Source organism: Bacillus sp. 05T22 (assembly GCF_056396765.1).
In genome coordinates this window covers 33,574-54,913 of record NZ_JBFTMC010000010.1, presented here as the reverse complement: position 1 = coordinate 54,913, position 21,340 = coordinate 33,574, and the positions used below count along the sequence as shown (strand labels likewise).

The 21,340-nt window shown below is 36.6% G+C and carries 23 protein-coding genes and 3 pseudogenes; 3 read left to right on the top strand and 23 right to left on the bottom strand.

Annotated elements, in window-relative coordinates:
- Positions 1 to 10: 10 nt before the first annotated feature.
- Genes mgsA through AC1DIT_RS05485 form a run of 3 tightly spaced genes read right to left on the bottom strand, consistent with a single transcriptional unit; the run spans position 11 to position 1,562 of the window.
- Complete coding sequence (mgsA, locus tag AC1DIT_RS05495) at positions 11 to 406, bottom strand: methylglyoxal synthase (protein ID WP_006094308.1); 396 nt, start codon at positions 404 to 406, stop codon at positions 11 to 13.
- Positions 407 to 420: 14 nt separating this feature from the next.
- Positions 421 to 1,221 (bottom strand): 4-hydroxy-tetrahydrodipicolinate reductase, encoded by an 801-nt coding sequence (dapB, locus tag AC1DIT_RS05490; RefSeq protein ID WP_003206495.1) that lies wholly within the window; start codon positions 1,219 to 1,221, stop codon positions 421 to 423.
- Positions 1,221 to 1,562, bottom strand: a complete 342-nt coding sequence (locus AC1DIT_RS05485) for a nucleotide pyrophosphohydrolase (protein WP_044880798.1) — start codon at positions 1,560 to 1,562, stop codon at positions 1,221 to 1,223. Before AC1DIT_RS05485 ends, dapB begins: the two co-directional genes overlap by 1 nt.
- Before the next feature lie 390 nt (positions 1,563 to 1,952).
- Between AC1DIT_RS05485 and AC1DIT_RS05480 the strand changes: the two genes are divergently transcribed.
- The gene (locus tag AC1DIT_RS05480) at positions 1,953 to 2,834 is read left to right on the top strand and encodes a YitT family protein (RefSeq protein WP_016114108.1); all 882 of its coding nucleotides are present in this window, start codon (positions 1,953 to 1,955) and stop codon (positions 2,832 to 2,834) included.
- Between the two features lie 105 nt (positions 2,835 to 2,939).
- On the opposite strand, the gene AC1DIT_RS05475 is transcribed toward AC1DIT_RS05480, so the two are convergent.
- From AC1DIT_RS05475 to aroA, 12 genes and pseudogenes are all read right to left on the bottom strand, one after another.
- Complete coding sequence (locus tag AC1DIT_RS05475; protein WP_016132662.1) at positions 2,940 to 3,578, bottom strand: uracil-DNA glycosylase; 639 nt, start codon at positions 3,576 to 3,578, stop codon at positions 2,940 to 2,942.
- A gap of 201 nt (positions 3,579 to 3,779) precedes the next feature.
- Complete coding sequence (locus tag AC1DIT_RS05470; RefSeq protein WP_016114106.1) at positions 3,780 to 4,463, bottom strand: zinc metallopeptidase; 684 nt, start codon at positions 4,461 to 4,463, stop codon at positions 3,780 to 3,782.
- Positions 4,464 to 4,567: 104 nt separating this feature from the next.
- A complete protein-coding gene (gene ypjB / locus AC1DIT_RS05465; RefSeq protein ID WP_016132661.1) occupies positions 4,568 to 5,356 on the bottom strand; it encodes a sporulation protein YpjB in 789 nt (262 codons plus the stop codon).
- A gap of 78 nt (positions 5,357 to 5,434) precedes the next feature.
- Complete coding sequence (lit, locus tag AC1DIT_RS05460) at positions 5,435 to 6,121, bottom strand: lipoprotein intramolecular transacylase Lit (RefSeq protein WP_016132660.1); 687 nt, start codon at positions 6,119 to 6,121, stop codon at positions 5,435 to 5,437.
- 27 nt (positions 6,122 to 6,148) lie between these two features.
- Positions 6,149 to 6,739 (bottom strand): lipoprotein heptaprenylglyceryl N-acetyltransferase LhaT, encoded by a 591-nt coding sequence (gene lhaT / locus AC1DIT_RS05455; RefSeq protein ID WP_033671036.1) that lies wholly within the window; start codon positions 6,737 to 6,739, stop codon positions 6,149 to 6,151.
- Positions 6,740 to 6,863: 124 nt separating this feature from the next.
- Positions 6,864 to 7,631, bottom strand: a complete 768-nt coding sequence (gene qcrC / locus AC1DIT_RS05450; RefSeq protein ID WP_016114102.1) for a menaquinol-cytochrome c reductase cytochrome b/c subunit — start codon at positions 7,629 to 7,631, stop codon at positions 6,864 to 6,866.
- A gap of 57 nt (positions 7,632 to 7,688) precedes the next feature.
- Entirely contained in the window at positions 7,689 to 8,363 is a 675-nt protein-coding gene (gene qcrB / locus AC1DIT_RS05445; protein ID WP_000932700.1) for a menaquinol-cytochrome c reductase cytochrome b subunit, read from the bottom strand.
- The gene (gene qcrA / locus AC1DIT_RS05440; protein WP_003196349.1) at positions 8,364 to 8,876 is read right to left on the bottom strand and encodes a menaquinol-cytochrome c reductase iron-sulfur subunit; all 513 of its coding nucleotides are present in this window, start codon (positions 8,874 to 8,876) and stop codon (positions 8,364 to 8,366) included. It abuts the gene before it with no gap.
- Positions 8,877 to 9,015: 139 nt separating this feature from the next.
- Positions 9,016 to 9,456 (bottom strand): YpiF family protein, encoded by a 441-nt coding sequence (locus tag AC1DIT_RS05435; RefSeq protein ID WP_476998091.1) that lies wholly within the window; start codon positions 9,454 to 9,456, stop codon positions 9,016 to 9,018.
- Positions 9,438 to 9,644, bottom strand: a pseudogene (locus AC1DIT_RS05430) (YpiB family protein); the annotation flags it as partial. The pseudogene AC1DIT_RS05430 and the gene AC1DIT_RS05435, both read right to left, overlap by 19 nt.
- Positions 9,645 to 9,717: 73 nt before the next feature.
- Entirely contained in the window at positions 9,718 to 10,980 is a 1,263-nt protein-coding gene (locus AC1DIT_RS05425) for a tetratricopeptide repeat protein (RefSeq protein ID WP_016132659.1), read from the bottom strand.
- Between the two features lie 95 nt (positions 10,981 to 11,075).
- Positions 11,076 to 12,359 carry a 3-phosphoshikimate 1-carboxyvinyltransferase gene (aroA, locus tag AC1DIT_RS05420; protein WP_375337741.1) on the bottom strand — a complete coding sequence of 428 codons (1,284 nt, stop codon included), beginning with the start codon at positions 12,357 to 12,359 and terminating at the stop codon, positions 11,076 to 11,078.
- 381 nt (positions 12,360 to 12,740) lie between these two features.
- Between aroA and AC1DIT_RS05415 the strand changes: the two genes are divergently transcribed.
- Both AC1DIT_RS05415 and AC1DIT_RS05410 read left to right on the top strand, forming a co-directional pair.
- On the top strand, positions 12,741 to 13,037 hold the full coding sequence (locus tag AC1DIT_RS05415) for a transposase (RefSeq protein WP_016113570.1): 297 nt from the start codon (positions 12,741 to 12,743) through the stop codon (positions 13,035 to 13,037).
- Positions 13,038 to 13,157: 120 nt separating this feature from the next.
- A pseudogene (locus AC1DIT_RS05410) lies at positions 13,158 to 13,928 on the top strand (IS3 family transposase); the annotation flags it as partial.
- A gap of 63 nt (positions 13,929 to 13,991) precedes the next feature.
- On the opposite strand, the gene hisC reads toward AC1DIT_RS05410, so the two are convergent.
- The 8 genes and pseudogenes from hisC to AC1DIT_RS05370 form a co-directional block, all read right to left on the bottom strand.
- The gene (gene hisC, locus AC1DIT_RS05405; protein WP_016114098.1) at positions 13,992 to 15,104 is read right to left on the bottom strand and encodes a histidinol-phosphate transaminase; all 1,113 of its coding nucleotides are present in this window, start codon (positions 15,102 to 15,104) and stop codon (positions 13,992 to 13,994) included.
- Positions 15,105 to 15,118: 14 nt separating this feature from the next.
- A pseudogene (locus tag AC1DIT_RS05400) lies at positions 15,119 to 15,413 on the bottom strand (chorismate mutase).
- A gap of 53 nt (positions 15,414 to 15,466) precedes the next feature.
- The gene (aroB, locus tag AC1DIT_RS05395; protein WP_016114096.1) at positions 15,467 to 16,558 is read right to left on the bottom strand and encodes a 3-dehydroquinate synthase; all 1,092 of its coding nucleotides are present in this window, start codon (positions 16,556 to 16,558) and stop codon (positions 15,467 to 15,469) included.
- Positions 16,558 to 17,730 (bottom strand): chorismate synthase, encoded by a 1,173-nt coding sequence (gene aroC, locus AC1DIT_RS05390; RefSeq protein ID WP_016114095.1) that lies wholly within the window; start codon positions 17,728 to 17,730, stop codon positions 16,558 to 16,560. Before aroC ends, aroB begins: the two co-directional genes overlap by 1 nt.
- 293 nt (positions 17,731 to 18,023) lie before the next feature.
- Positions 18,024 to 18,470 (bottom strand): nucleoside-diphosphate kinase, encoded by a 447-nt coding sequence (gene ndk / locus AC1DIT_RS05385; RefSeq protein WP_003206516.1) that lies wholly within the window; start codon positions 18,468 to 18,470, stop codon positions 18,024 to 18,026.
- A 125-nt stretch (positions 18,471 to 18,595) separates the two neighbouring features.
- Positions 18,596 to 19,558, bottom strand: coding sequence for a heptaprenyl diphosphate synthase component II (gene hepT, locus AC1DIT_RS05380; protein WP_016114094.1), 963 nt, complete (start codon positions 19,556 to 19,558; stop codon positions 18,596 to 18,598).
- Positions 19,559 to 19,590: 32 nt separating this feature from the next.
- On the bottom strand, positions 19,591 to 20,304 hold the full coding sequence (locus AC1DIT_RS05375) for a demethylmenaquinone methyltransferase (protein WP_016132657.1): 714 nt from the start codon (positions 20,302 to 20,304) through the stop codon (positions 19,591 to 19,593).
- 30 nt (positions 20,305 to 20,334) lie between these two features.
- Entirely contained in the window at positions 20,335 to 21,090 is a 756-nt protein-coding gene (locus AC1DIT_RS05370) for a heptaprenyl diphosphate synthase component 1 (RefSeq protein ID WP_016114092.1), read from the bottom strand.
- Positions 21,091 to 21,340 lie beyond the last annotated feature (250 nt).

Here is a 21,340-nt window from a genome sequence, read left to right as displayed (position 1 = left end):
ATTTGTTCCCTCATTTTCGTAACTTTCGGTAGTCTAAATCTCCTCGTTCTAATGCATGCATTAACATCTCAGCACTTGCCATATTCGTTGCAAGCGGAATCGCATACACATCACATAAACGAAGCAATGCATTTACATCTGGCTCATGTGGTTGTGCTGTTAGTGGGTCCCGAAAGAAAATCACCATGTCTAAATCGTTTTTTGCAATCATTGCACCAATTTCTTGATCGCCGCCAAGAGGACCAGATTGATATCTTGTGACTGTAAGTCCTGTCGCTTCCATAATGCGAAGGCCTGTTGTTCCCGTAGCAAAAAGTTCATGTTGTTCAAAAATTGGTTTATATGCGTATGCAAACGAAACTATATCATCTTTCTTTTTGTCATGTGCAATTAAGGCAATCTTCATCCGTCTTCCCCCCTTTAATCGATGATCTTCTCTAATCCATATACAAGATGGTCAAGATTCATTACTGTTTCAATAGATAATTTTACTCCAGACATAAATGATGCTCTGTTGAATGAATCATGACGAACTGTTAACATCTGTCCGTCTCCGCCAAACAATACTTCTTGATGCGCAATAAGCCCTGGTAAACGCACGCTATGAATATGAATACCATCTACATTTGCACCACGTGCTCCTTTTAATTGTTCTGTTTCATTTGGATGACCTTGTTGTTTTGGTTCACGATTTTGACGAATTAAATCTACCGTTTTTACAGCTGTACCTGATGGTGCATCTAATTTTTGATCATGATGTAGTTCAATCACTTCAACATCTTGGAAATATTTCGCTGCCATTTGAGAAAACTTCATCATAAGTATTGCACCAATTGCAAAGTTTGGAGCAATAATAGTACCTACCTGTTTTTCTTTCGCAGTGTCTGTTAAATGCTGAAGTTCTTCTTCTGTAAACCCTGTCGTACCAATAACAGAACGAAGACCATGTTCAACAGCGAGTGTAACGTGTTCTTTGCCGACTTCTGGTGTCGTTAAATCTAGCAATACATCCGCTTCTACTTCATTTAAACAAGTATGTAAATCCGCATAGATTGGTGCATGTAATGTAGGCATTCCAGGAAGATTTGAAATCATTTCACCACCATGCTTATAATCAACTGCTGCTACTAATTGAAAATGTGGTGTTCTTTCCATTAGAAGTACTGCTTCGTGTCCCATACGTCCTCTTGGTCCAGCAATAATCACTTTAATATCTTTCATTATTCTTTCTCTCCCTCTTCAATACGTGTCCAGCGATCTTTATCACGTGTATTAAATTTATCCATTACAATGTTATGTGCTGTTTCTAAATCAATATGTAAGCTATTTGCCATGCAGATCATAACAAATAATACATCTCCAAGTTCTTCTTCAATTGTTCGTTCTTTTTCAGTCGTTTTCTTCGGTTTCTCACCGTAATAGTGGTTCACTTCCCTTGCAAGTTCACCCATTTCTTCTGTCAAACGAGCCATCATTGCAAGCGGACTGAAATAACCTTCTTTAAATTGACTAATATATGCATCTACTTCTTTCTGCATATCTTTCATCGTTTTTTGTTCCATGTTGTTCACCTCTAATCCTTCCTCTTTCATGTTAGCCAATTCATGGCGATTTGACAAATATTATTCCTCTTTCGTCCCTATTTGCCACGTATTTTGGGATAGACTATAATAAAGTGAAACTTTCTTTTGCAAATGTTCTTCTTACAAAAGATTAGTTGAACCAATCGGGCTCTTACGGTTGGTTAGTCTTTTCTTTTCTTCTCGCCTTCGCTTCCTACCAACCGTTGGAGCGGGGTAAAGTGAAACTTTCTTTTGCAAATGTTCTTCCTGTAAAAGGTTACCTCTTACCAATTACAATCATACAAGTGACTTACTATTCTTATCGTGTTTCTTCGTCATTAGCTATTTCAACGGAGCGAAGTAACAATTACATATTAGGGGGCTTGCTACATGAAAACCAACTTAAAGATTCGAAACATTATATTTATTTTGATTGGTTCCGCTATCTTTTCTTTTGGCATCGTAAATATTAATATTGAAAATCACTTAGCAGAAGGTGGCTTTACAGGAATTACGTTATTGCTTTATTTTCTCTTTTCGCTTGATCCATCTTATACAAACTTAATCTTAAACATCCCTCTCTTTTTTGTCGGTTGGAAATTACTCGGCCGAACAACTTTCTTATACACATTAATCGGAACGTTTAGCGTCTCCTTATTTCTATGGATTTTTCAGCGCTACGAATCATTAAATTTACATTTAAATTTGCAAAATGATATGACATTAGCAGCCCTGTTCGCTGGAGCATTTATTGGGATTGGTCTCGGAATTATATTCAAATACGGTGGAACAACTGGTGGCGTCGATATTATTGCTCGATTAGCTCATAAATATGTTGGCTGGAGCATGGGAAAAACAATGTTTATGTTTGACGCTGTTGTCATTGTCATCTCCATTCTTACATATCTATCTTATCGCGAGGGCATGTATACGTTAGTTGCGGTCTTTATCGGAGCAAAGGTCATTGACTTTATGCAAGAAGGAGCATATGCAGCAAAAGGGGCAACCATTATTTCAGATAAAAACGACGAAATTGCTGCCAAGATTTTATCCGAGATGGAGCGCGGGGCAACCTTTTTAAAAGCAGTTGGCTCTTATACAAAGATTGAGCGAAACGTACTTTATTGTGTTGTGGCAAAAAATGAAATCGTAAAACTAAAGAATATTATTACTTCAGTAGATCCTCATGCATTTGTTGCAGTAAGTGATGTACATGATGTAGTTGGTGAAGGCTTTACATTAGACGAAAATAAAAATCCATTACATAATTAAACATGCTAGATTTCTAACATTACTACACTTTCCAAATACACAACTTAAAAAGCTATCGAACCCGATAGCTCTTTAAGTTGTAAACCACTATAAAGAAAACTTCTACTATATATACTTCCTTAATTTTTCTAAATCCTCATAAATCAAATCCAACAAGCCTCTATTATAAAAAATTGATGCTGGATGAAATGTCGGAAAAATATTATATATCTTCTCGGTCCATATAAAATCTGTACTTTGATTATTTTTTAGTCTTCGTACTGGCTGCTGCAATAATTGCCCATGAACATCAGTAATCTTTTTATCTGGTCCCACTAAACGCTTTAATGCAATATTTCCAAGTGTGACAATAACCGGTGCTTGCACATGTTCCATCTCATAATCTAACAAAGGAGCATGTACAAGTATTTCTCTCTGATTTGGGGTTCGATTATATTTCTTCTGAGCAACTTGCCCGCTCCGCTCTCTTTTCTCTCTCCATATATAAGGCCGGCTACGTACAGTGCTCGTAATATATACGTCTTCCCTTGTAAGGCCGATACGTTCTAAAAATCCCATTAACTCCTTACCTGCTCTTCCACTAAACGGAACGCCATTATGAATTTCTGTTTCTCCTGGCGCTTCTCCAACAAGCATTAGTTTCGGATTTTCAGGACCTTGTCCACATAAAAAACCTTCTAATGGATAGGGAGCACTAAGTTTTTTCACATGCAGTACTAATGAATCTGGATATTGCATTTCCATCACCTTCACTCATAATCACTTTACCTATGCTTCTTATTATTATAACTTGCTCTTTAAATTTCATTATGCTACTTTTTATCAATTTACAATAATAAACAAATTATAAAACAAAATTCATCGCTTCTCTCTGAAACTTAAGGCTTAAGTCTTACTGTCCACAAATAGCGGGATAAAGAAAAAGACTATCGAAATCGATAGTCTTTAATCATCGCTACGCTGCATCCCTGTATAAACTAATACTAGACGAAGCAATTCAAATACCGCTACTGCCGCCGCTGCAACATATGTTAAAGCTGCTGCATTTAATACTTTACGTGCTTGCCCATATTCGTCTGTTGATACAATTCCAAGTGCTTCAATTTGCTGCATTGCACGTTTGGAAGCATCAAACTCAACCGGCAATGTAACGAGCTGGAAAACTACACCTGCTGCCATTAAAATAATCCCTAGTAACAATAGCTTTGTCATCGATGCAAATATACCAATCATAATGAACACCCATGACATGTTCGATCCGAAGCTTGCAACTGGAACTAAAGAATGACGAAAACGCATAAACTTATAATCTTTCGCATCTTGAATCGCATGCCCTACTTCATGAGCTGCTACAGCTGTTCCAGCAACTGAATGACCATAATAGTTATCAGTTGACAAGCGAACCGTTTTGGCTGTTGGGTCATAGTGGTCTGACAAATGCCCTGGTGTTTCTTCCACAGCTATGTTATACAAACCATTTTCATCTAAAATTTTCCGAGCTACTTCCGCTCCTGTCATACCCGATGTTGAATACACCTGTGAATATTTGCTATAAGCACTGCGTACTTTTGACTGTGCATACAACGGTATGATCATAATGATCGCGAAATAAACTAAATAAAAAGCCATTATGAACCTCCATTGAAGTCGTAATTGTAGTACTATCCATTCTATTTTCTTCTTTATATATTGTCAATAAAGAAACCTTACAATCCTTGTCTATATTAGTGATCTTATCGATTTTTAGAATGTATCCCACTGGTACGCTTCGCTTTCTCTCCCTTATATTTTCTCCAACCAACGTACGTTAATGTAAAGAAAATAAGTCCACCTGTAATTGTCATAAACCATATGAGAGAAGAGTCCACTTCATCTTTCTTTGCTGTTTGAAATATTTTTTGTAAATCTCCTTTTATAATCCCTACTTGCATTTGTCCACTTTTATTTTTTAACATCACATTACGAAATTCATCCAAATACGATAAATGCGCATTTACACGCTGTGATTGATTTTCCGGCAATGCAATCATTAAACTTGGATAAATCATATCAAATTCATGCAAAAATGTATTTAATGATTGTTGGAATCGTTCATCATCTTCTGTTTGAAGTGCCTTTTCAACTTTAGCAAAAGCCCCCATAACACGTCCTTCTCGTTCTATCCAAAGCGGTTGATACTTAGATACTTCCGCATCTACCACCAATTGTAGTGCCAATACATCATCTATTTTTATTTGCTGATCTAAACTTTCTTCCCCAAGCGATCGCTGTGCCCTGTCATACGCTAAAGAGATTACCCGAAAATGCATGGGTGTTAGTTTATTTTCCTTTTCATTCTCCCGCAATACAAATTGTTCTGAAAAATGTTGCAATACTTGCGTTGCTTTCTTATATTCTTCTTGTTTTACAAGTTGCAAGGAATCATCTAATAGCCCCGTTAACTCATTCCATTTTTCAGCGTATATACGTACTGGAAACAATATAATCAGAAATGCTATCATTCCAATTAAGACTCTCTTCATTCCGGTCCCCCCTATAACTACTAGTACAAAATATGTTAAGGTGGACAAGAATAGAACAGAACGAAACCGAAAAATATTTTATGAATAAAGATTTTCCATTGAAGACTTCCGCTTTTTTAATAAATATCTATACATACAATAACAAAAAGCACTCCCACATAAAATCAATATTAAAATTACACATGCTGCATGCATAAAAAACTGTTCTGGTAGCATTAAAATAATAGGGTCTGTTTCACTATCAAATTGCCAATAATCATTGCTAAAAAGAAGTTTATGGAATAGTACAAAACTCTTTTCAAAATTAATTGCAATAGGCAACGTAAGCGCAATCGGAAATATAATGGTCAAAATTGCACCATGTAATAAAAACTTCATCTTTCGTTTACGCAATAAATACCCCCCCCCCAATAAAGCAATACTGAGCGCCATACACATCCCGTATTGAATCTTCACTAAAATATTTTTCACATCAACAAAATGAATTCTTCCACTTGTTGACATATCTAGTGTAGGCAATTGTAATGATTCATGATAAAAAGGAGAAAGGTATGTCATCAGTACATCATAGTTCTTCTTAATTTCTGATTCTGTCATATTTGCTAAATCTGATATATTTAAAAAATGTATATCTGCATAATATAACCATTTCCCATATACAACAATTGTAGTTGCAATAGCAAAAATAGAAAATGCTATACAGTATGAGACAATAGTAGTTATCAAATGATCGAATATTCTTACACCTATCTTATTTTTATTCATTTTCTTTCCCCAATCCCTCATTTAATTTCATAACGAAAACTGTTTTCGATTTTTTCTCAAACAACAATAGTATGTAATAGCTAATACAACAATACTTAGCCAAAATGTAAAGTAACCAATCTGTTCTACAAACAAATGCATAATACCATATCTCGGCATTTGCCAAAACAAATAGTCGATTACATCATTATGTAACGTCCATATACCTGCTACAATAAAATGCCACTTTTTTATACGATAAAACGGGGCATATAATAAACCTTGTATAGCCATTGCAAAATGAGAAAGTACCAACATATAACTTATAAACTCAAGATTGCCCTTAACCATAAACATAATGCCATTTACAACAACAGCCCAAATACCATATTTCATTAAGGAAACGATTGCCAAAGCTTCTATTAGTCCCCAATTTTTATTACACAAAAAGGCTAGTAATACAAAAACAAAGAAGAAACTTGCAATAGGGCTATCAGGAACAAATGGCCAGAATATCAATGAAGTTTCCATCAGTTGATCTCCATACCAAATAAAACCATATATTGTCCCTAAAATGTTAATGATGAACAAAAGTAGTAAAACCGAACGCTGTCTTAATAACGCATACACGTAGACCAATATGTATATACAACACCTTTCAAACAAAGTAACTTTTTTATTCTCTAAAACGCTATGCTTTTATTATAGCAAACTTTGTGTTACAAACAGAAAGGCTGACTACAAATTCGTAGTCAGCCTTCAATTATTTTTTATTATATTTCGTAATAAATTCTGAGAGCTTCTTCAACTCCTCATCTGTGCCCTTAAATACGCCTTTAGGCATCGCACCTTTTCCATCTTTCGCAATCTTTGCAATTTCTTCTGGTTTTAATGCTAAATTCTGCAGCGCTGGCGCCGCTGCACCACCTTGCAAGTTATCACCATGACATGTTAAACATGTATTTTTTTGCATCAATTTATAACCTTCATCATTTTTATCTACTGGTGTCGTTTTCACAATTGCACCTTGTTTTTTTGCAGCTTCCCAGTCATGATGTGCCACAGACTCCCATGTTAAAAAGATGATAGAAGCAATTGCTAAAAGCATGAATCCAGTTGCAACTGGACGTTTCAATGGACGTCTTTCAGGACCTCGATCGAGAAATGGCGCCAATAGTAATGCTCCAAATGCAATCCCTGGCATAATAAACGCGCCGATTACAGTAAATGAGCCTGATGCATATGAGTACTTTAAAAGCTGATACAGAAATAAGAAATACCAGTCTGGAAGTGGTATATATCCTGCATCTGTAGGATCCGCCATTCTCTCAAGTGGCGACGGATGCGCCACCGTTAAACATAAATAACCGATTAAAAAAACCGCACCAACCATCCATTCTTTCAACAAGAAGTTCGGCCAAAACGCTTCTGTTTTCCCTGGGTATTCAGAATAATCTTTCGGGATATTCGGTTTACGTGCTACAGGTACTCGTGAATCTCCCACAAACTTCATCCCTTTGCCGCGATGCATAATCTCCCTCCTTCAATTCAGTTTTTCTCCTATTCTTTCAAATTAGCAATCTCTTACTTATAGCGGACCAGAAATACCTTGTTTGCGAATCATGATGAAGTGGAAGGCCATTAAGCCTAGAAGTGCTGCTGGTAAGAAGAAGACGTGAATAGCAAAGAAGCGAGTTAATGTTTGAGCCCCGACAATTTCGGAGTGACCAGCAAGTAATGTTTTAATATAAGGGCCGATAAGCGGTGTTTGCTCCGCAATTTGAATCCCTACTTTTGTTGCAAATAACGCTTTCATATCCCATGGTAATAAATATCCGGTAAAACCAAGACCTAGCATAACAAAGAAAATAAGAACACCGACAATCCAATTTAATTCACGAGGTTTCTTATATGCACCTTGGAAGAAAACCCTAAGTGTATGTAAAAACATCATTACAATTACAAGGCTGGCACCCCAATGGTGCATGCCACGTACAATTTGTCCATACGCAACTTCATTTTGTAAATAATAAACCGATTCCCAAGCATTTTTAATATCCGGTACATAATACATTGTTAAAAACATTCCTGACAAAATTTGAATTACAGTAACAAAAAACGTAAGTCCTCCAAAGCAGTAGACGAATGCAGAAAAGTGATGTGCTGGATTTACATGTTCGGGTACTTCATGGTCGGCAATATCACGCCATATCGGTGTAATATCTAACCGTTCGTCCACCCAATCATAAATTTTATTTAACATCTATTTCGCACCCCCTCTTGGCTTTGCTTTTCCTAAATAAAGCGTTCCATCCTTCACTTTGGATTCATACACATCAAGTGGAGCAAGAGGCGGCGTTCCCTTTATGTTTATGCCATCTTTTGTGTAACGTCCCCCGTGACATGGGCAAAAAAATTGATTAGGATGCGACTTGTCTGAATTCCAGTTAACCGTACACCCTAAATGTTTACACACTGGAGAAAACGCTACAATGTCTCCGCTTTCATCTTTATGCACCCAAGCAGATTTTGGTTCTTCGGACTTGTACCATCCATCAACCTGCTTTACCTTAAAGTCAAAGCGTTTTGGTTCTGTTGTAATCTCTTTAACTTGCGCAACAGCAACCATCTCTCCCCCCGCTTCTTTCCTTAAAACTGGATCAAGTGCAAAGCGCGTCATTGGCATTAAAATTCCAGCTGCCATAAAACCTCCTACACCTGTAAGCGTGTAGTTTAAAAATTGTCTTCTTGACACACGATGTTCTTTCTCGCTCACGAAAATTTCCCCCCTCTATCAGAAATTGTCCCCTCGTGACAAAACAGTATAAAAAAATAAAAACTAGGACACTATCATGATATAATACCCACATGCGCAGGTCAATATCATACTACTCATAATCATAAGAACTATCTGCTTATTTTTTATTTTCCCACTTTTCTGTCAATAATTCCATTATATTTTTTACATGCGCATGAATTACTTCTCTTTTCGCTTGATCACTAAATTCCTCTAGCAATAAAGCAGGTAACCAAAACAAATGACCTGGTAACGTATCTACACCCTCTTTCCATGCAAAGTCACTTGTAACATAAGCAATATGTTTCAATCCTTGCTCCTGCAAATGACTTGTCCAATCTTGTAAACGCCCTTGCTCTTGCTTTTGCTGCTCCGTTAAGTACGTAAACGGCGGTAACAAAAACACTCTTCCTTTATATTCTCTTTCTAACTCCATGCTTAAAGTTTCAATAAATTCCCCTTGCGCTACGACACTCTTCATTTCTTTTGCTACTGAAATAGAAAGAAGGGGTATAATACCAGTATCCACATACTCTCTAGCGGTGTATCTTTCACACAATTTGCTGACATCACTAAACCACGAGGGCAATATTTTGCATGTTCTACGAAGTGGACTTTGTGCATTAATTGATCATGACTCATTAAATAATTTAAAATCCATACACATTCACGCTGTTTCAGTTGATAATTGTTTAAAAACCATTTTACAAAATCCTTCTTCTCGTTTACAGAAACAGGGGTATTCATAGCGCTCAGTCCCTCCTCTGTCTTTCTCTTTTCTTATTTAGATTCAAGAAGCAGCATTCACTTTCCTTCCAACTTATGAAAAATCCTCTAAATTATATAGCAATTCTTCGATGTGAATTTGTGTTGGATCCAGTTGTAGTAAGCGTGTAAACACTTCTTTCGCTTCCTTTCGCAATCCTTCTTCTAATAGGAAACAACCGTACTCTTCCAAGAAATCCGAATGATTCTTAAAAGAAGTATATGCACTCTCATAGTGTTTTAATGCATCAGAATACATTTCTAATTGTTTTTTCGCAAATGCCAGATCCCAAAGTAATTGTGTATCTTGTTCTCCACTATCCATTGCATTTTCTACAACAACAATTAGTTCTTCATATTTCTCTTGTTCTTTTAAGATATATGCATATTTTAATATCGCACCTAAATGTCCTGGATCAATCTGTAATGCTTTTTGAAGCAATTCTTCTGCTTCTGCTAATTTCCCTATCTTCGCTGCAATATTTGCAAGTTCTGCATAAAGAGGCACAGATAATTCATCAATTTTAATTCCTTCATGAAGTGTTTCATAGCTTTCTTGAAGCATTCCTTCTTTTTCATAACATTTAGCCAAATACATATATAAGGATGCATATTCTGGGTCTAGTTCTTTTAATTCTTTCCAAGCTCCAATCGACCTTTGATACTCTTCACCTTGATAAAGTGTAAATGCATACCCAAATAAAGAATGAATATCTTTTTGTTCTTCTAATCCTTCTTCATAGTACGTAATCGCTTCTTCCCAGTTTCCAATTGCACTTAGCGTTTCAGCTAAGCGAAGAGCAATTACAACGCCTCCCATTACTTTGTGATCAGAAAGTAATGACTGATAATAAGCAATCGCTTTTTGCTCCTCACCTTTACTGCTATAAAGTTCTGCTAGTCCAAAAGTAATAACAGGCTCTTCTGGCATCATTTCTTTTGCTTTTAATAGTTTTTGCTCTGCAACATCATCGAAGCCCTGCATTTGAAATAGATCCGCAACAAGTAGTAAAGATTGAACATACAGTTCATCGTCTTCAGAGATATCATGAAGCACTTCAATTGCCTCATCTTCTTTATCTAAATCAATATATAATTCTGCTAAAAATATTGTAAACTCACTTTCTTCTGGATATAACAAACGTAAATCTTCTGTAATCGCTAACGCTTCATCAATAAATCCAAGCGTATGATAGTAGCGAGCAATATCATACTTCTCTTCATCTGTCCCTTGTTTTACCAATTCTTTTAATTGTGTTAATCCTTTTTCCGCTTCCCCATTTTCAATATAAGAAACAGCCTGTTCAAACTTTTGCATAAATGTCTCCTTTAATTCTTATAATATTCTCTTCTGTTCATTAATCATAAACAACAGTTGTCATGTAAGCAACTCAAAGGAGCAGAAAAGAATCTTCACAGAGATTCTAGCTGCTCAAAAAAATTCGGATAAGATATAGCGACTGCGTCACCGTTTTCCATTTGCACTTCTCCTTCTGCTATACAAGACGCAATTGCAAGCATCATGCCAATGCGATGGTCCCCATGACTATTAACAATATTCCCTTGTAACTTCTGATTCCCATTAATAATCATACCATCTGGTGTCGCTTCAATTTTCGCTCCCAGTTTTCGAAGCTCATCAACAACCGTATTGATGCGATTCGTTTCTTTTACTTTTAACTCCTCTGCATCTTTAATAATTGTTGTTCCTGTCGCCTGTGTCGCCAGTAAAGCAATAATAGGAATTTCATCAATTAACCTTGGAATAAGTGAACCGCCAATTTCAATTCCTTTCAGTTCAGAAGTTTCAATTGTAATATCTCCACATGGTTCAAACTCTTCATTTCGAACATTACGAATTGAAATAAGCGCTCCCATTTCTGATAACACATCCAGAATCCCTGTTCTTGTTGGATTTAAACCAACATTTTTCAATACAAGTTTACTATTTGGTACAATTGCACCCGCTACTAAGAAAAAGGCAGCTGAAGAGACATCACCTGGAACCTCTATTTCCATTCCTACAAGCGATTGCCCCCCTTGTAAAGAAACAGTTCGCCCTTCTACATTCACTTCACAACCAAATGCACGCAGCATTCTTTCCGTATGATCACGAGATTGTAACGGTTCTATTACTGATGTCACCCCTTCTCCTTGCAATCCTGCAAGTAAAATAGCTGATTTTACCTGCGCACTTGCTACAGGAGAATGATAGTGTATACCTTTTATGTTTCCTCCACGAATCGACAACGGCGTATATTGTCCATCTTCCCGACCTTCAATTTGTGCATCCATTTCACGAAGAGGGGCTGTAACACGTTTCATAGGACGTTTTCCAATAGATTCATCCCCAATTATAGTACAATGGAAAGGAGCATTCGCTAAAATACCGAGCATGAGACGAATAGTGGTTCCTGAGTTCCCTACATCTAGCACCTCTTTCGGTTCCTGTAATCCAGCTAATCCTTTTCCATATACAATGACATCGTTACCATCTTGCTCAATCATTACTCCTAATTTCCGAAAGCAAGCAATCGTACTTAAACAGTCTTCTCCTAATAAAAAATTTGAAATTTTTGTTGTTCCCTCTGCTATCGCTCCAAACATCACAGCGCGGTGTGAAATAGATTTATCTCCAGGCACAGCAATCGTTCCATTCAAACCATTTTTCCGCCTTATGAGTCTCCTCATTTTTATCACCCCTATTAAAAATAATATATACTTTTGTACACCTATATCATCTCTATATATCCATTTTGATTTTCCAACATATAAGTCGCGGCTATGAAAACAAAAGAAGATCCCCACTCATTTTCTCTCTTTGTTTTCACTTGGCATGGGACTGAAAAAAGCTCTAACCACTTCTATGCACGACCGGATCCTCTCTCCCTCCTAAAAAGAAATGTTTATGGCAGTTTTCCAATTTGTATGTATATATCTTTATTGTACTGCTTTCCTTCTTCATCGCGCAAATATGTATAATCTAAAAGAAAACGACTCCTATAATGATATGATCCCCTTATAGTAGACAGTAAAAAGAAAGCACATTAATCTGTTTACTATGGAGGGGATTTTTCTATGGGGAAAATTAGAGTAACTTACGATATAGAATTTAAGAAAAAAGCAGTAGATTTGTACTTGAAAGAAGGAATGAGCTATAAAACCGTTGCTAAAGAATTAGGAATTCATCACTCAGTCGTAAGTCGTTGGGTGAAACACTTTGAAGCTGAAGGAATCAAAGGGCTAGAAGAAAAACGCGGTAAAGCGAAAGGCACAGGTTTGGGTAGACCAAGAACGAAACCAGAAGATTCAGAAGCTAAGATTAGACGATTAGAGGCGGAGAATGAAATGTTAAAAAAGCTCTTAGGGATGTAAAAGGAGGCATAAAAGCTATATCCAAAACGAGAAAGTTTGAAGTCATTCATGAGATGTTAGAAAAAGGTTATACGGTTACCATTCTATGCGATATTGCTGGTGTAACCAGAAAGTGGGTACTATAAGTGGAGAAAACGAAACTCAGCTTTTTCTGAAAAACAATTGGAGGATGCCGAAATCAAGAAAAAGATATTGATGTGCCATAAAAAACTTAGAGGGATTTATGGATACAGAAGAGTACAAGTGTGGCTGAAAGTCACATACAACCTTCATTTGAATCACAAACGCATACAAAGGTTGATGGGGGAACTAGGCATTAAAGCGGTTATTAGAAGAAAACGTCCTTACTATGGAAAAAAAGAAGTCTATGTGGTTTCAGATAACCATCTAAACAGGAACTTCCAAGCTTCAAAACCAAACGAAAAATGGGTAACGGATATTACCTACTTGATTTTCAATGGACAGCGATTGTACTTATCCGCTATTCAGGACCTGTACAACAATGAAATCGTTGCCTATGAAATCAGTCGTAGAAACGACTTAAAACTCGTGTTAGATACTCTTAAAAAGGCAAGGAAAAAACGAAACGTCAAAGGGATTCTCTTACATAGTGATCAAGGGTTTCAGTACACATCCCGCCAATATAATCAATTACTTAAAAAATATCAGATGAAGGCAAGTATGTCTCGAAAGGGAAACTGTTGGGACAATGCTTGTATAGAAAACTTCTTCAGCCACTTTAAGTCAGAGTGTTTTCATTTATACTCTTTCCGTAAAGCCGATGAGGTTAAACTTGCCGTGCGCAAATATATACAATTTTATAATCACCAAAGATTTCAAAAGAAATTAAATAACCTGAGTCCATATAAATATAGAACTCAGGTTGCTTAGTGGCGCTTTTTAAATACTATCTACTTGACAGGGGTCRCTTCATAATGGGAGCCGCGCTTTTTCTTAAGAATACGTTTTTTCTTTCTTCTTTTGCTCTTTCACAAGTTCCGTCAGCAATTCAATAATCTCATCATTCTCTTCTTTTAAACCAACAGTAATACGAATACCATCTGGCAAGCCAAACGCAGCACCTGAACGAACAATATACCCTTTTCTCATTAATCTTTCAAATGCTTCATTACCGGGAATCCCAAGCCTTAAGAAGATGAAATTTGTTTGTGATGGATAGTAAAAAACGTCGTACTCCTTACAGAACGTATAATATTGATTTAATCCTTCAGCATTTTGCTTCACGCACTCTTGTAAAAATTCTTGATCTTCTATCGCTGCCAAACCAACAGCTTGCGCAATAGCTGATGTATTAAATGGTAATCTTGCTACTTCTAATTGCTGTATGAGTTTTTCATTCCCTACAGCATAACCAATACGAAAAGCAGCTAAGCCATATGCTTTTGAAAATGTACGTAACACCATGAGATTTTCATACTCTTCAAGAAGTGGCAATGTTTGTGGATACTCTTTCGCTCCTGCATATTCATAGTATGCTTCATCCATAATTACGAGTGTTGACTTCGGAACCGCCTCTAAAAATGAAAGTAATTTTTGCTTTTCTACATATGTTCCTGTTGGATTGTTCGGATTACAAATCCATACGATTTGCGTTTGTTCATCAATTTGCTTTAGCATCGTGTCCAAGTCATGAATACCATCCTTAAGTGGCACTTCACGAACCTCTGCCCCTTCAATTACAGCATGGTGATAGTATTGTGAAAATGTTGGATTTGCCATCACAACATTTGTACCTTTTTCTAATAAAGCGCGACTAATCATTTGAATTACTTCATCCAGACCGCTACCAAATAAAAGTTGCTCTGGTTTCACATGAAGGTGTGCGGCTACTTTTTCACGAAGTTCAAAAGCTGCTCCATCTGGATATAAAGCATATTGTGTGCTTAATGAAGCTAAAGCTTTCGTTACACGTTTTGAACAGCCAAACGGGTTTTCATTAGATGCTAATTTTACAATTTTAGATAATCCATATTCTCTTTTTACTTCTTCAATGTTTTTGCCAGGTACATATGCTTTCAAAGTTAACAATTGCTCTTTTACTCTCATTTTGATTCCCCCTGTCATTTTACTAGATTAGACCGCAGTACAATCGCCTTTTCTGCATGTATACACTCTACTTCATGCTGCAACTTTTTTGTCGTGACTGTCATTATCACACGAATACACTTCTGCAAAGCATTCGGTACATCTATTTCTTTTACACACATCACCGGTAATAAGTAAAGCCTTCCAAGTCGCTGCCTGAAAACATGCATTTATGTCAGCTGTTGTAGAAATTAACACCGATACAATATCAGCCGGATAGATTCCATTGTCATTTGCTATTCTCTTCACTAAACGCTCTGTTGCAGTCAATATCTCCTCAGCTTCATTATGTTCGACTGTAATCGCGCCGCGAATTGCGCGAATCAAATAGATTCCTCATCTCTTTGAAATGCTTCTAATGTAGTATGAACAGTCTCATCTGAAATAGATACGACATTCACCACCCCATATTCCTGCATAAGTACCATACGAATTATTCCTGCGTTCGCTTTTTTATCCTGCTTCATCACTTGCACAAGACGTTCTATATTTAGATTCCTTGGCATAGGTGGATAACCATACTGAGAAAACCACCGCTTAATTTCCTTATAACCAAGGTCTACTTTATAAATTTGTTCACTTAAGAATATCGCGAATAACATACCAATTGCTACTCCATCACCATGAGTAATTTCCCCATATCCCATCTCTTTTTCAAGAGCATGTCCTAATGTATGTCCAAAATTCAAGTGAGCACGCACACCTTTTTCAGTTTCGTCTTGCGCTACAATATTTGCTTTTACAGGAATTGCTCGCTGTAATATATAAATTAATTTTTCATCCCGTATATCTTCTAATGTTTTCACTTCTCGCTTTAACCAATGATATAATTCAACATCACCGATAAAAGCATGTTTAATCGCTTCAGCAAATCCTGAACGCCACTCTTTTTCCGGTAATGAATTTAAAAATGGTGTATGATATAGAACTGCTTCTGGCTGATGAAACGCTCCGATCATATTTTTTCCTAGAGGGTGATTAATGGCAACTTTTCCACCAACTGCGCTGTCATGTGCCAGTAACGTTGTTGGAACTTGAATAAAGCGAATACCGCGCATAAATGTCGCCGCAACAAAACCCGCTAAATCACCGATCATTCCTCCTCCAAGTGCAACAACTAAAGAATGTCGATCCATCCCATTTTCAAGCGCTGACGTATGAGCCGCATAAAAGTTTTCAAATGATTTTTCTTTCTCTCCACTTGGAACAACAAATGAAAAAACATGTTTTTCTACTTGCAATGCATCCATAACTTCTTCTAAATGAAATGATGCGACAGATTCATCAGAAATGACCATTACATTAGAAACAGTCGGTTCCATATTTCGAACAAGCGCTGTCAAATGTGACAACGCATCTTTTCCTACATATACATCATACTCTTTAGACTGCGTCTGAATATGTATTTTCTCCATTAAAATTCCCTCGCATATTCATTATGTTTCTTAATATTTTCACGAATACAATCCATACGATCTGCTCCAAATTGTTCCACTAGAGCTACTGCTAGTTCCCATGCAACAACTGCTTCCGCCACAACACTAGCTGCTGGTACAGCACAACTATCAGAACGTTCAATGCTCGCTGAAAAAGATTCTTTCGTATCAATATCAACACTTTGAAGCGGCTTATATAGCGTTGGAATGGGTTTCATGACGCCGCGTACGACAACCGGCATACCTGTTGTCATGCCACCTTCTAATCCACCAGCATGATTTGTTCGTCTCGTATACCCTTTTTCTTGATCCCAAAGAATTTCATCGTGTACTTGACTTCCTGGCTTATGTGCCGCTTCAAATCCAATGCCAATTTCCACACCTTTAAAAGCATTTATACTCATTACTGCCGCTGCTAATTTCGCATCGAGTTTTCGGTCATAATGCACATAGCTCCCTACTCCAATTGGCATTCCCTCTACAATCACTTCAACAATTCCACCAATAGAATCTCCACTTGTTTTTGCATCATCAATTGCCTGCATCATCTTTTTAGATGCTTCCTCATCTAAACAACGAACCGGGGATGCTTCTGTAATTTCTTGTAGTTGTTCTATTGAGTCATATGTAAGCTTTTCTGCCTGCACACCGCCAATTTCAATTACATGTCCAGCAACCTTTACACCTAACTCTGCTAAAAGTCTTTTCGCAACAGCTCCTGCTGCAACTCGAACTGTTGTTTCACGTGCTGAAGAGCGTTCAAGTACATTTCTCATATCACGGTGTCCATATTTAATTGCACCATTTAAATCAGCATGACCAGGTCTCGGTCTTGTAATTTGTCTTTTCATTTCTTTTGCTTCTTGTTCAGTTAACGGATCTACTCCCATAATCTTTGTCCAATGGGTAAAATCTCGATTTTCGACAACGAGTGCAATTGGAGACCCAAGCGTAAGTCCATGTCTAACACCACTGACAATTTGTGCTTGATCTTTTTCAATCTGCATACGTCTGCCACGTCCGTAACCTTTCTGCCTTCTTGCTAATTCTTCATTTATATCATCTGCTACTAAAGATAACCCTGCTGGAATACCTTCCAAAATTGCCGTAAGCTGCGGACCGTGAGATTCACCCGCTGTGATGTATCGCATCGGATATTCCCCTTTTCTTGTAATTATTTTATCCACATTAATGATAGGATGAGGATCTGACCGCTTCTACGCATGAGCGGATGCTCTCTCCCACCTAAAAAGAAAGGTTTTATGTCTTGTTCAAAAGTTATTCTTCCTTCATAGAAGTTTTACTTTATGTATCAATATATCATACCGGGCCTTACTTCGTAACTATTTGAAACTAAAAAAGTGCAAGAAGAGTATTCACACTCTCCTTGCACTTTTCACTATTATCACAGTAATTAAAGCGTTTACAAATTATTTTAAAATAATTAGTAAATCCATTGATTCATTAATTTTGAGTAGTCTACTAATTCTTCTTCTTTAAAGAAAATACCAATCTCACGTTCTGCACTTTCTAGAGAATCAGAACCATGGATAATATTTTTCGCAACTGTTACACCAAAATCGCCACGAATTGTACCTAGTGCCGCTTCATGAGGTCTTGTTTTACCCATCATATTACGAGCAGTATCTACTACACCTTCCCCTTGCCATACCATTGCAAAAACAGGACCAGATGTAATGAAATCTACTAATTCACCAAAGAAAGGTTTTTCTGTGTGCTCAGCGTAATGTTTTCCTGCAATTTCTGGAGTAACTTGCATTAATTTCGCACCAACTAATTGAAAGCCCTTTTTCTCAAAACGAGCTACAATTTCCCCAATGAAGGCACGTTGTACGCCGTCTGGTTTTACCATTAGAAATGTTTTTTCCATAAAAAATCTCTCCACTTCTGAATTATGTATGTAATTGTATATCCCCACACACATATTAACACCCTTATCACAATTGTGCAATAGTTTTGAAATAGAGAGATTTTTTTATTTGTAAAAGAAAGTCATTAAAATTTTCGTTTTCCAATATACTTTGCAACATTTTGCAACGCATATTTTGCCTGTCCACGTGGCAAAGGTTTTATTACCTCTAATGCTTTATGTAAATAACGTTCACTAAATGCAAATGCCCGATCAATTGCTGGACTTGTTTTAATATCATGAATAATTTCTTTCATCTCACTTGCAGTTGTATTTTCATGTACGGATACAATTTTTGCACGAAGCTCTGGATCTTCCATTGCATACAAAGCTGGAAGTGTGACATTTCCTTGCAATAAATCTCCACCAGCAGGTTTTCCTAATTTTTCTTCTGTTGAAACGAAATCTAAAATATCATCAATAATTTGATACGACATTCCAACAAAATAACCATACCAAAACAAACGATTTACAGTATCACGACTTGCCCCAGAAGCAATGGCTCCCAACTGACAACTAGCCGCAATCAACAATGCTGTTTTTCTCTTAATTCGTCGTAAATACGTTCTTAAATTTTGATTATAATCATACTTATCCTTAATTTGTTCGATTTCACCCTTACACACTTCCAAAATTGTATACGACAATGCCTGGTGAGCTTCTGGAACTTCTAAATTCGTAATGCACTCTAGAGACTTTGCAAACAAATAATCTCCCGTATACATCGCAATACGATCTCCCCATTTTGCATTTACAGTTGCACTACTTCTTCGTAAGAGCGCTGCGTCAATTACATCATCATGAACAAGCGAAGCCATATGGATGAGCTCTAGAGCAACTGCAACATGTTTAATTGCATCTAACTTGTAGTCTCCGAATTTCCCCGCAAGTAGCACAAATACAGGACGAATTCGTTTACCACCAGCTTCGATAAGCTGTAATGCCGCATCTTCTATTAGTTGTTGCTCTGAGGCAACAACCTTTTTTAATTCTTTTTCTATTACATCAATATCCGATCGTAAAAAAGAGTACATAAGTTGTAACTTCATATTGTTCACCTTAACCTAAAAACGTCTTTTTTCTATTTTAATTTCGGTTTTAATCCTAAGTGCATAGCTGCTACACCAAAAGTAAATGGTTTCACTTGCACATGCTCAAGTCCTGCCGATTCAAACATCTTCGCTAATTCTTTCATCCCTGGGAATGTGCTAGCAGACTCCTGAAGCCATGAATATTCCTTATAGCTTTTTGCAAACATTTTGCCAAACAAAGGCATAATGTATTTGAAATACAAAATATACATCTGGCGAAAACCAATCATCGTTGGTTGAGATGTTTCTAAACAAATCACTTTCCCGCCTGGCTTTACTACTCGCTTCATTTCTTTTAATACGTGCATATAATCAGGAACATTACGAAGACCAAATCCGATTGTTACATAATCAAATGTACCATCTTCAAATGGAAGTTCCATCGCATTCCCATGCATAAGTTCCACATGCTTTAAATTTAAAGCTTCTACTTTCTCTTTTCCAACAGATAGCATATTTTCACTAAAGTCTAATCCATATACTTTCCCAGTCGTTCCAACAGCATCAGCAAGTGCAATTGTCCAATCAGCAGTTCCACAACACACATCTAACGCCTTGCTTCCAGGCTGTACATCCATAATTCGCATCGTTTCTTTTCGCCATGCTTTATGCCTTTGAAAACTTATAACTGAATTCATTACATCGTATTTATCAGAGATTTTTTCAAATACGTCATGTACTCTTTCTTCTTTTGATTGTTGCATGCGCTTACCCTTCTTCCAATATAAAATTGCTTATGTTTTCAATTTATCTTGTAATGCGGAAACTATCTCATCAATTTCTTTATGGCTTTGAAGAAATGATTTTTCTTGTTCATCCATTTTTTTCAACCACTCTGTAAAGACCGTTTCCACATTTCTGTCATCATCATTTGATAGAGTTGCTTGAACCGCTTGAAAAACAGGTGCAGTTTTTCTTTTAGCATGCAATTGATACTCTTTTTGAAGACGCTTATTCCCTAGCATATACGCTATAAACGGTTTCCAATGTGATAAATGAAAATGATCACATGTTTTTTGTAAAAGTGCCGATTCGATTGTCATAACACTTTTGACTACTTCATCAGCTGTTTCATATGCCCTCTGATATAACATAATTTTATGTTCATTAATTTCTTTAATCCCTTCGGCAAGTGCACGAATTAATACAATATCACAATTCATTGAAAGTAAATAATAATACAATCCACTATAGTAATCACCTGCAAGTACTGTAAGCTGACGACGCTTATGAAATCCACTTGCTTCTTCATCTGCTTTGTTTGATACTTTTTCATGTGTATCAAGAGCGATTTGTACAAGCATAATCGTTAAAACATAGTGATCAATTTGTTCTTTATGTAAATTTGCATTTTTTAAAGCAGCGTATAAAAGCACTACCTTTTCTTCATCAATAAATGGTTCTTCAATATAGTTTATAAAATAAGGATGGCGCAGTTTTGATAGCAACTGCTCCTTTATATCCGCATACCCTCCGTAGATGTCACACACAAAAAATCACCCTTGTTTTCTAATTCATAAAACCTATTATAACACATACATTCTATTTTCTATAACCAAAACTTGGGGAATCAAGATAAACCATACGTTAGATTTCTATTCATACAATACGCATAAAAAACAAAAACTCATTCACCTATAAGTTTATGGACAGCTATCAAAATATATGTAATTTTTTAAAGACTATATCTCTCACTCCATAAACACACATTAAAATGGAATTCTCATCTCTCCTTGCTCA

Coding starts and splice junctions, on each gene's coding strand:
- ndk (WP_003206516.1), bottom strand. CDS start 18,470: ATGGAAAAAACATTTCTAATGGTAAAACCAGACGGCGTACAACGTGCC.
- aroB (WP_016114096.1), bottom strand. CDS start 16,558: ATGGAGAAAATACATATTCAGACGCAGTCTAAAGAGTATGATGTATAT.
- AC1DIT_RS05480 (WP_016114108.1), top strand. CDS start 1,953: ATGAAAACCAACTTAAAGATTCGAAACATTATATTTATTTTGATTGGT.
- AC1DIT_RS05475 (WP_016132662.1), bottom strand. CDS start 3,578: ATGGAAATGCAATATCCAGATTCATTAGTACTGCATGTGAAAAAACTT.
- lit (WP_016132660.1), bottom strand. CDS start 6,121: ATGAATAAAAATAAGATAGGTGTAAGAATATTCGATCATTTGATAACT.
- AC1DIT_RS05425 (WP_016132659.1), bottom strand. CDS start 10,980: ATGCAAAAGTTTGAACAGGCTGTTTCTTATATTGAAAATGGGGAAGCG.
- aroC (WP_016114095.1), bottom strand. CDS start 17,730: ATGCGATACATCACAGCGGGTGAATCTCACGGTCCGCAGCTTACGGCA.
- qcrB (WP_000932700.1), bottom strand. CDS start 8,363: ATGTTAAATAAAATTTATGATTGGGTGGACGAACGGTTAGATATTACA.
- mgsA (WP_006094308.1), bottom strand. CDS start 406: ATGAAGATTGCCTTAATTGCACATGACAAAAAGAAAGATGATATAGTT.
- AC1DIT_RS05375 (WP_016132657.1), bottom strand. CDS start 20,304: ATGCAACAATCAAAAGAAGAAAGAGTACATGACGTATTTGAAAAAATC.
- ypjB (WP_016132661.1), bottom strand. CDS start 5,356: ATGAAGAGAGTCTTAATTGGAATGATAGCATTTCTGATTATATTGTTT.
- hepT (WP_016114094.1), bottom strand. CDS start 19,558: ATGAAGTTACAACTTATGTACTCTTTTTTACGATCGGATATTGATGTA.
- AC1DIT_RS05415 (WP_016113570.1), top strand. CDS start 12,741: ATGGGGAAAATTAGAGTAACTTACGATATAGAATTTAAGAAAAAAGCA.
- dapB (WP_003206495.1), bottom strand. CDS start 1,221: ATGAAAGATATTAAAGTGATTATTGCTGGACCAAGAGGACGTATGGGA.
- AC1DIT_RS05485 (WP_044880798.1), bottom strand. CDS start 1,562: ATGGAACAAAAAACGATGAAAGATATGCAGAAAGAAGTAGATGCATAT.
- hisC (WP_016114098.1), bottom strand. CDS start 15,104: ATGAGAGTAAAAGAGCAATTGTTAACTTTGAAAGCATATGTACCTGGC.
- qcrC (WP_016114102.1), bottom strand. CDS start 7,631: ATGCATCGCGGCAAAGGGATGAAGTTTGTGGGAGATTCACGAGTACCT.
- AC1DIT_RS05470 (WP_016114106.1), bottom strand. CDS start 4,463: ATGGCTTTTTATTTAGTTTATTTCGCGATCATTATGATCATACCGTTG.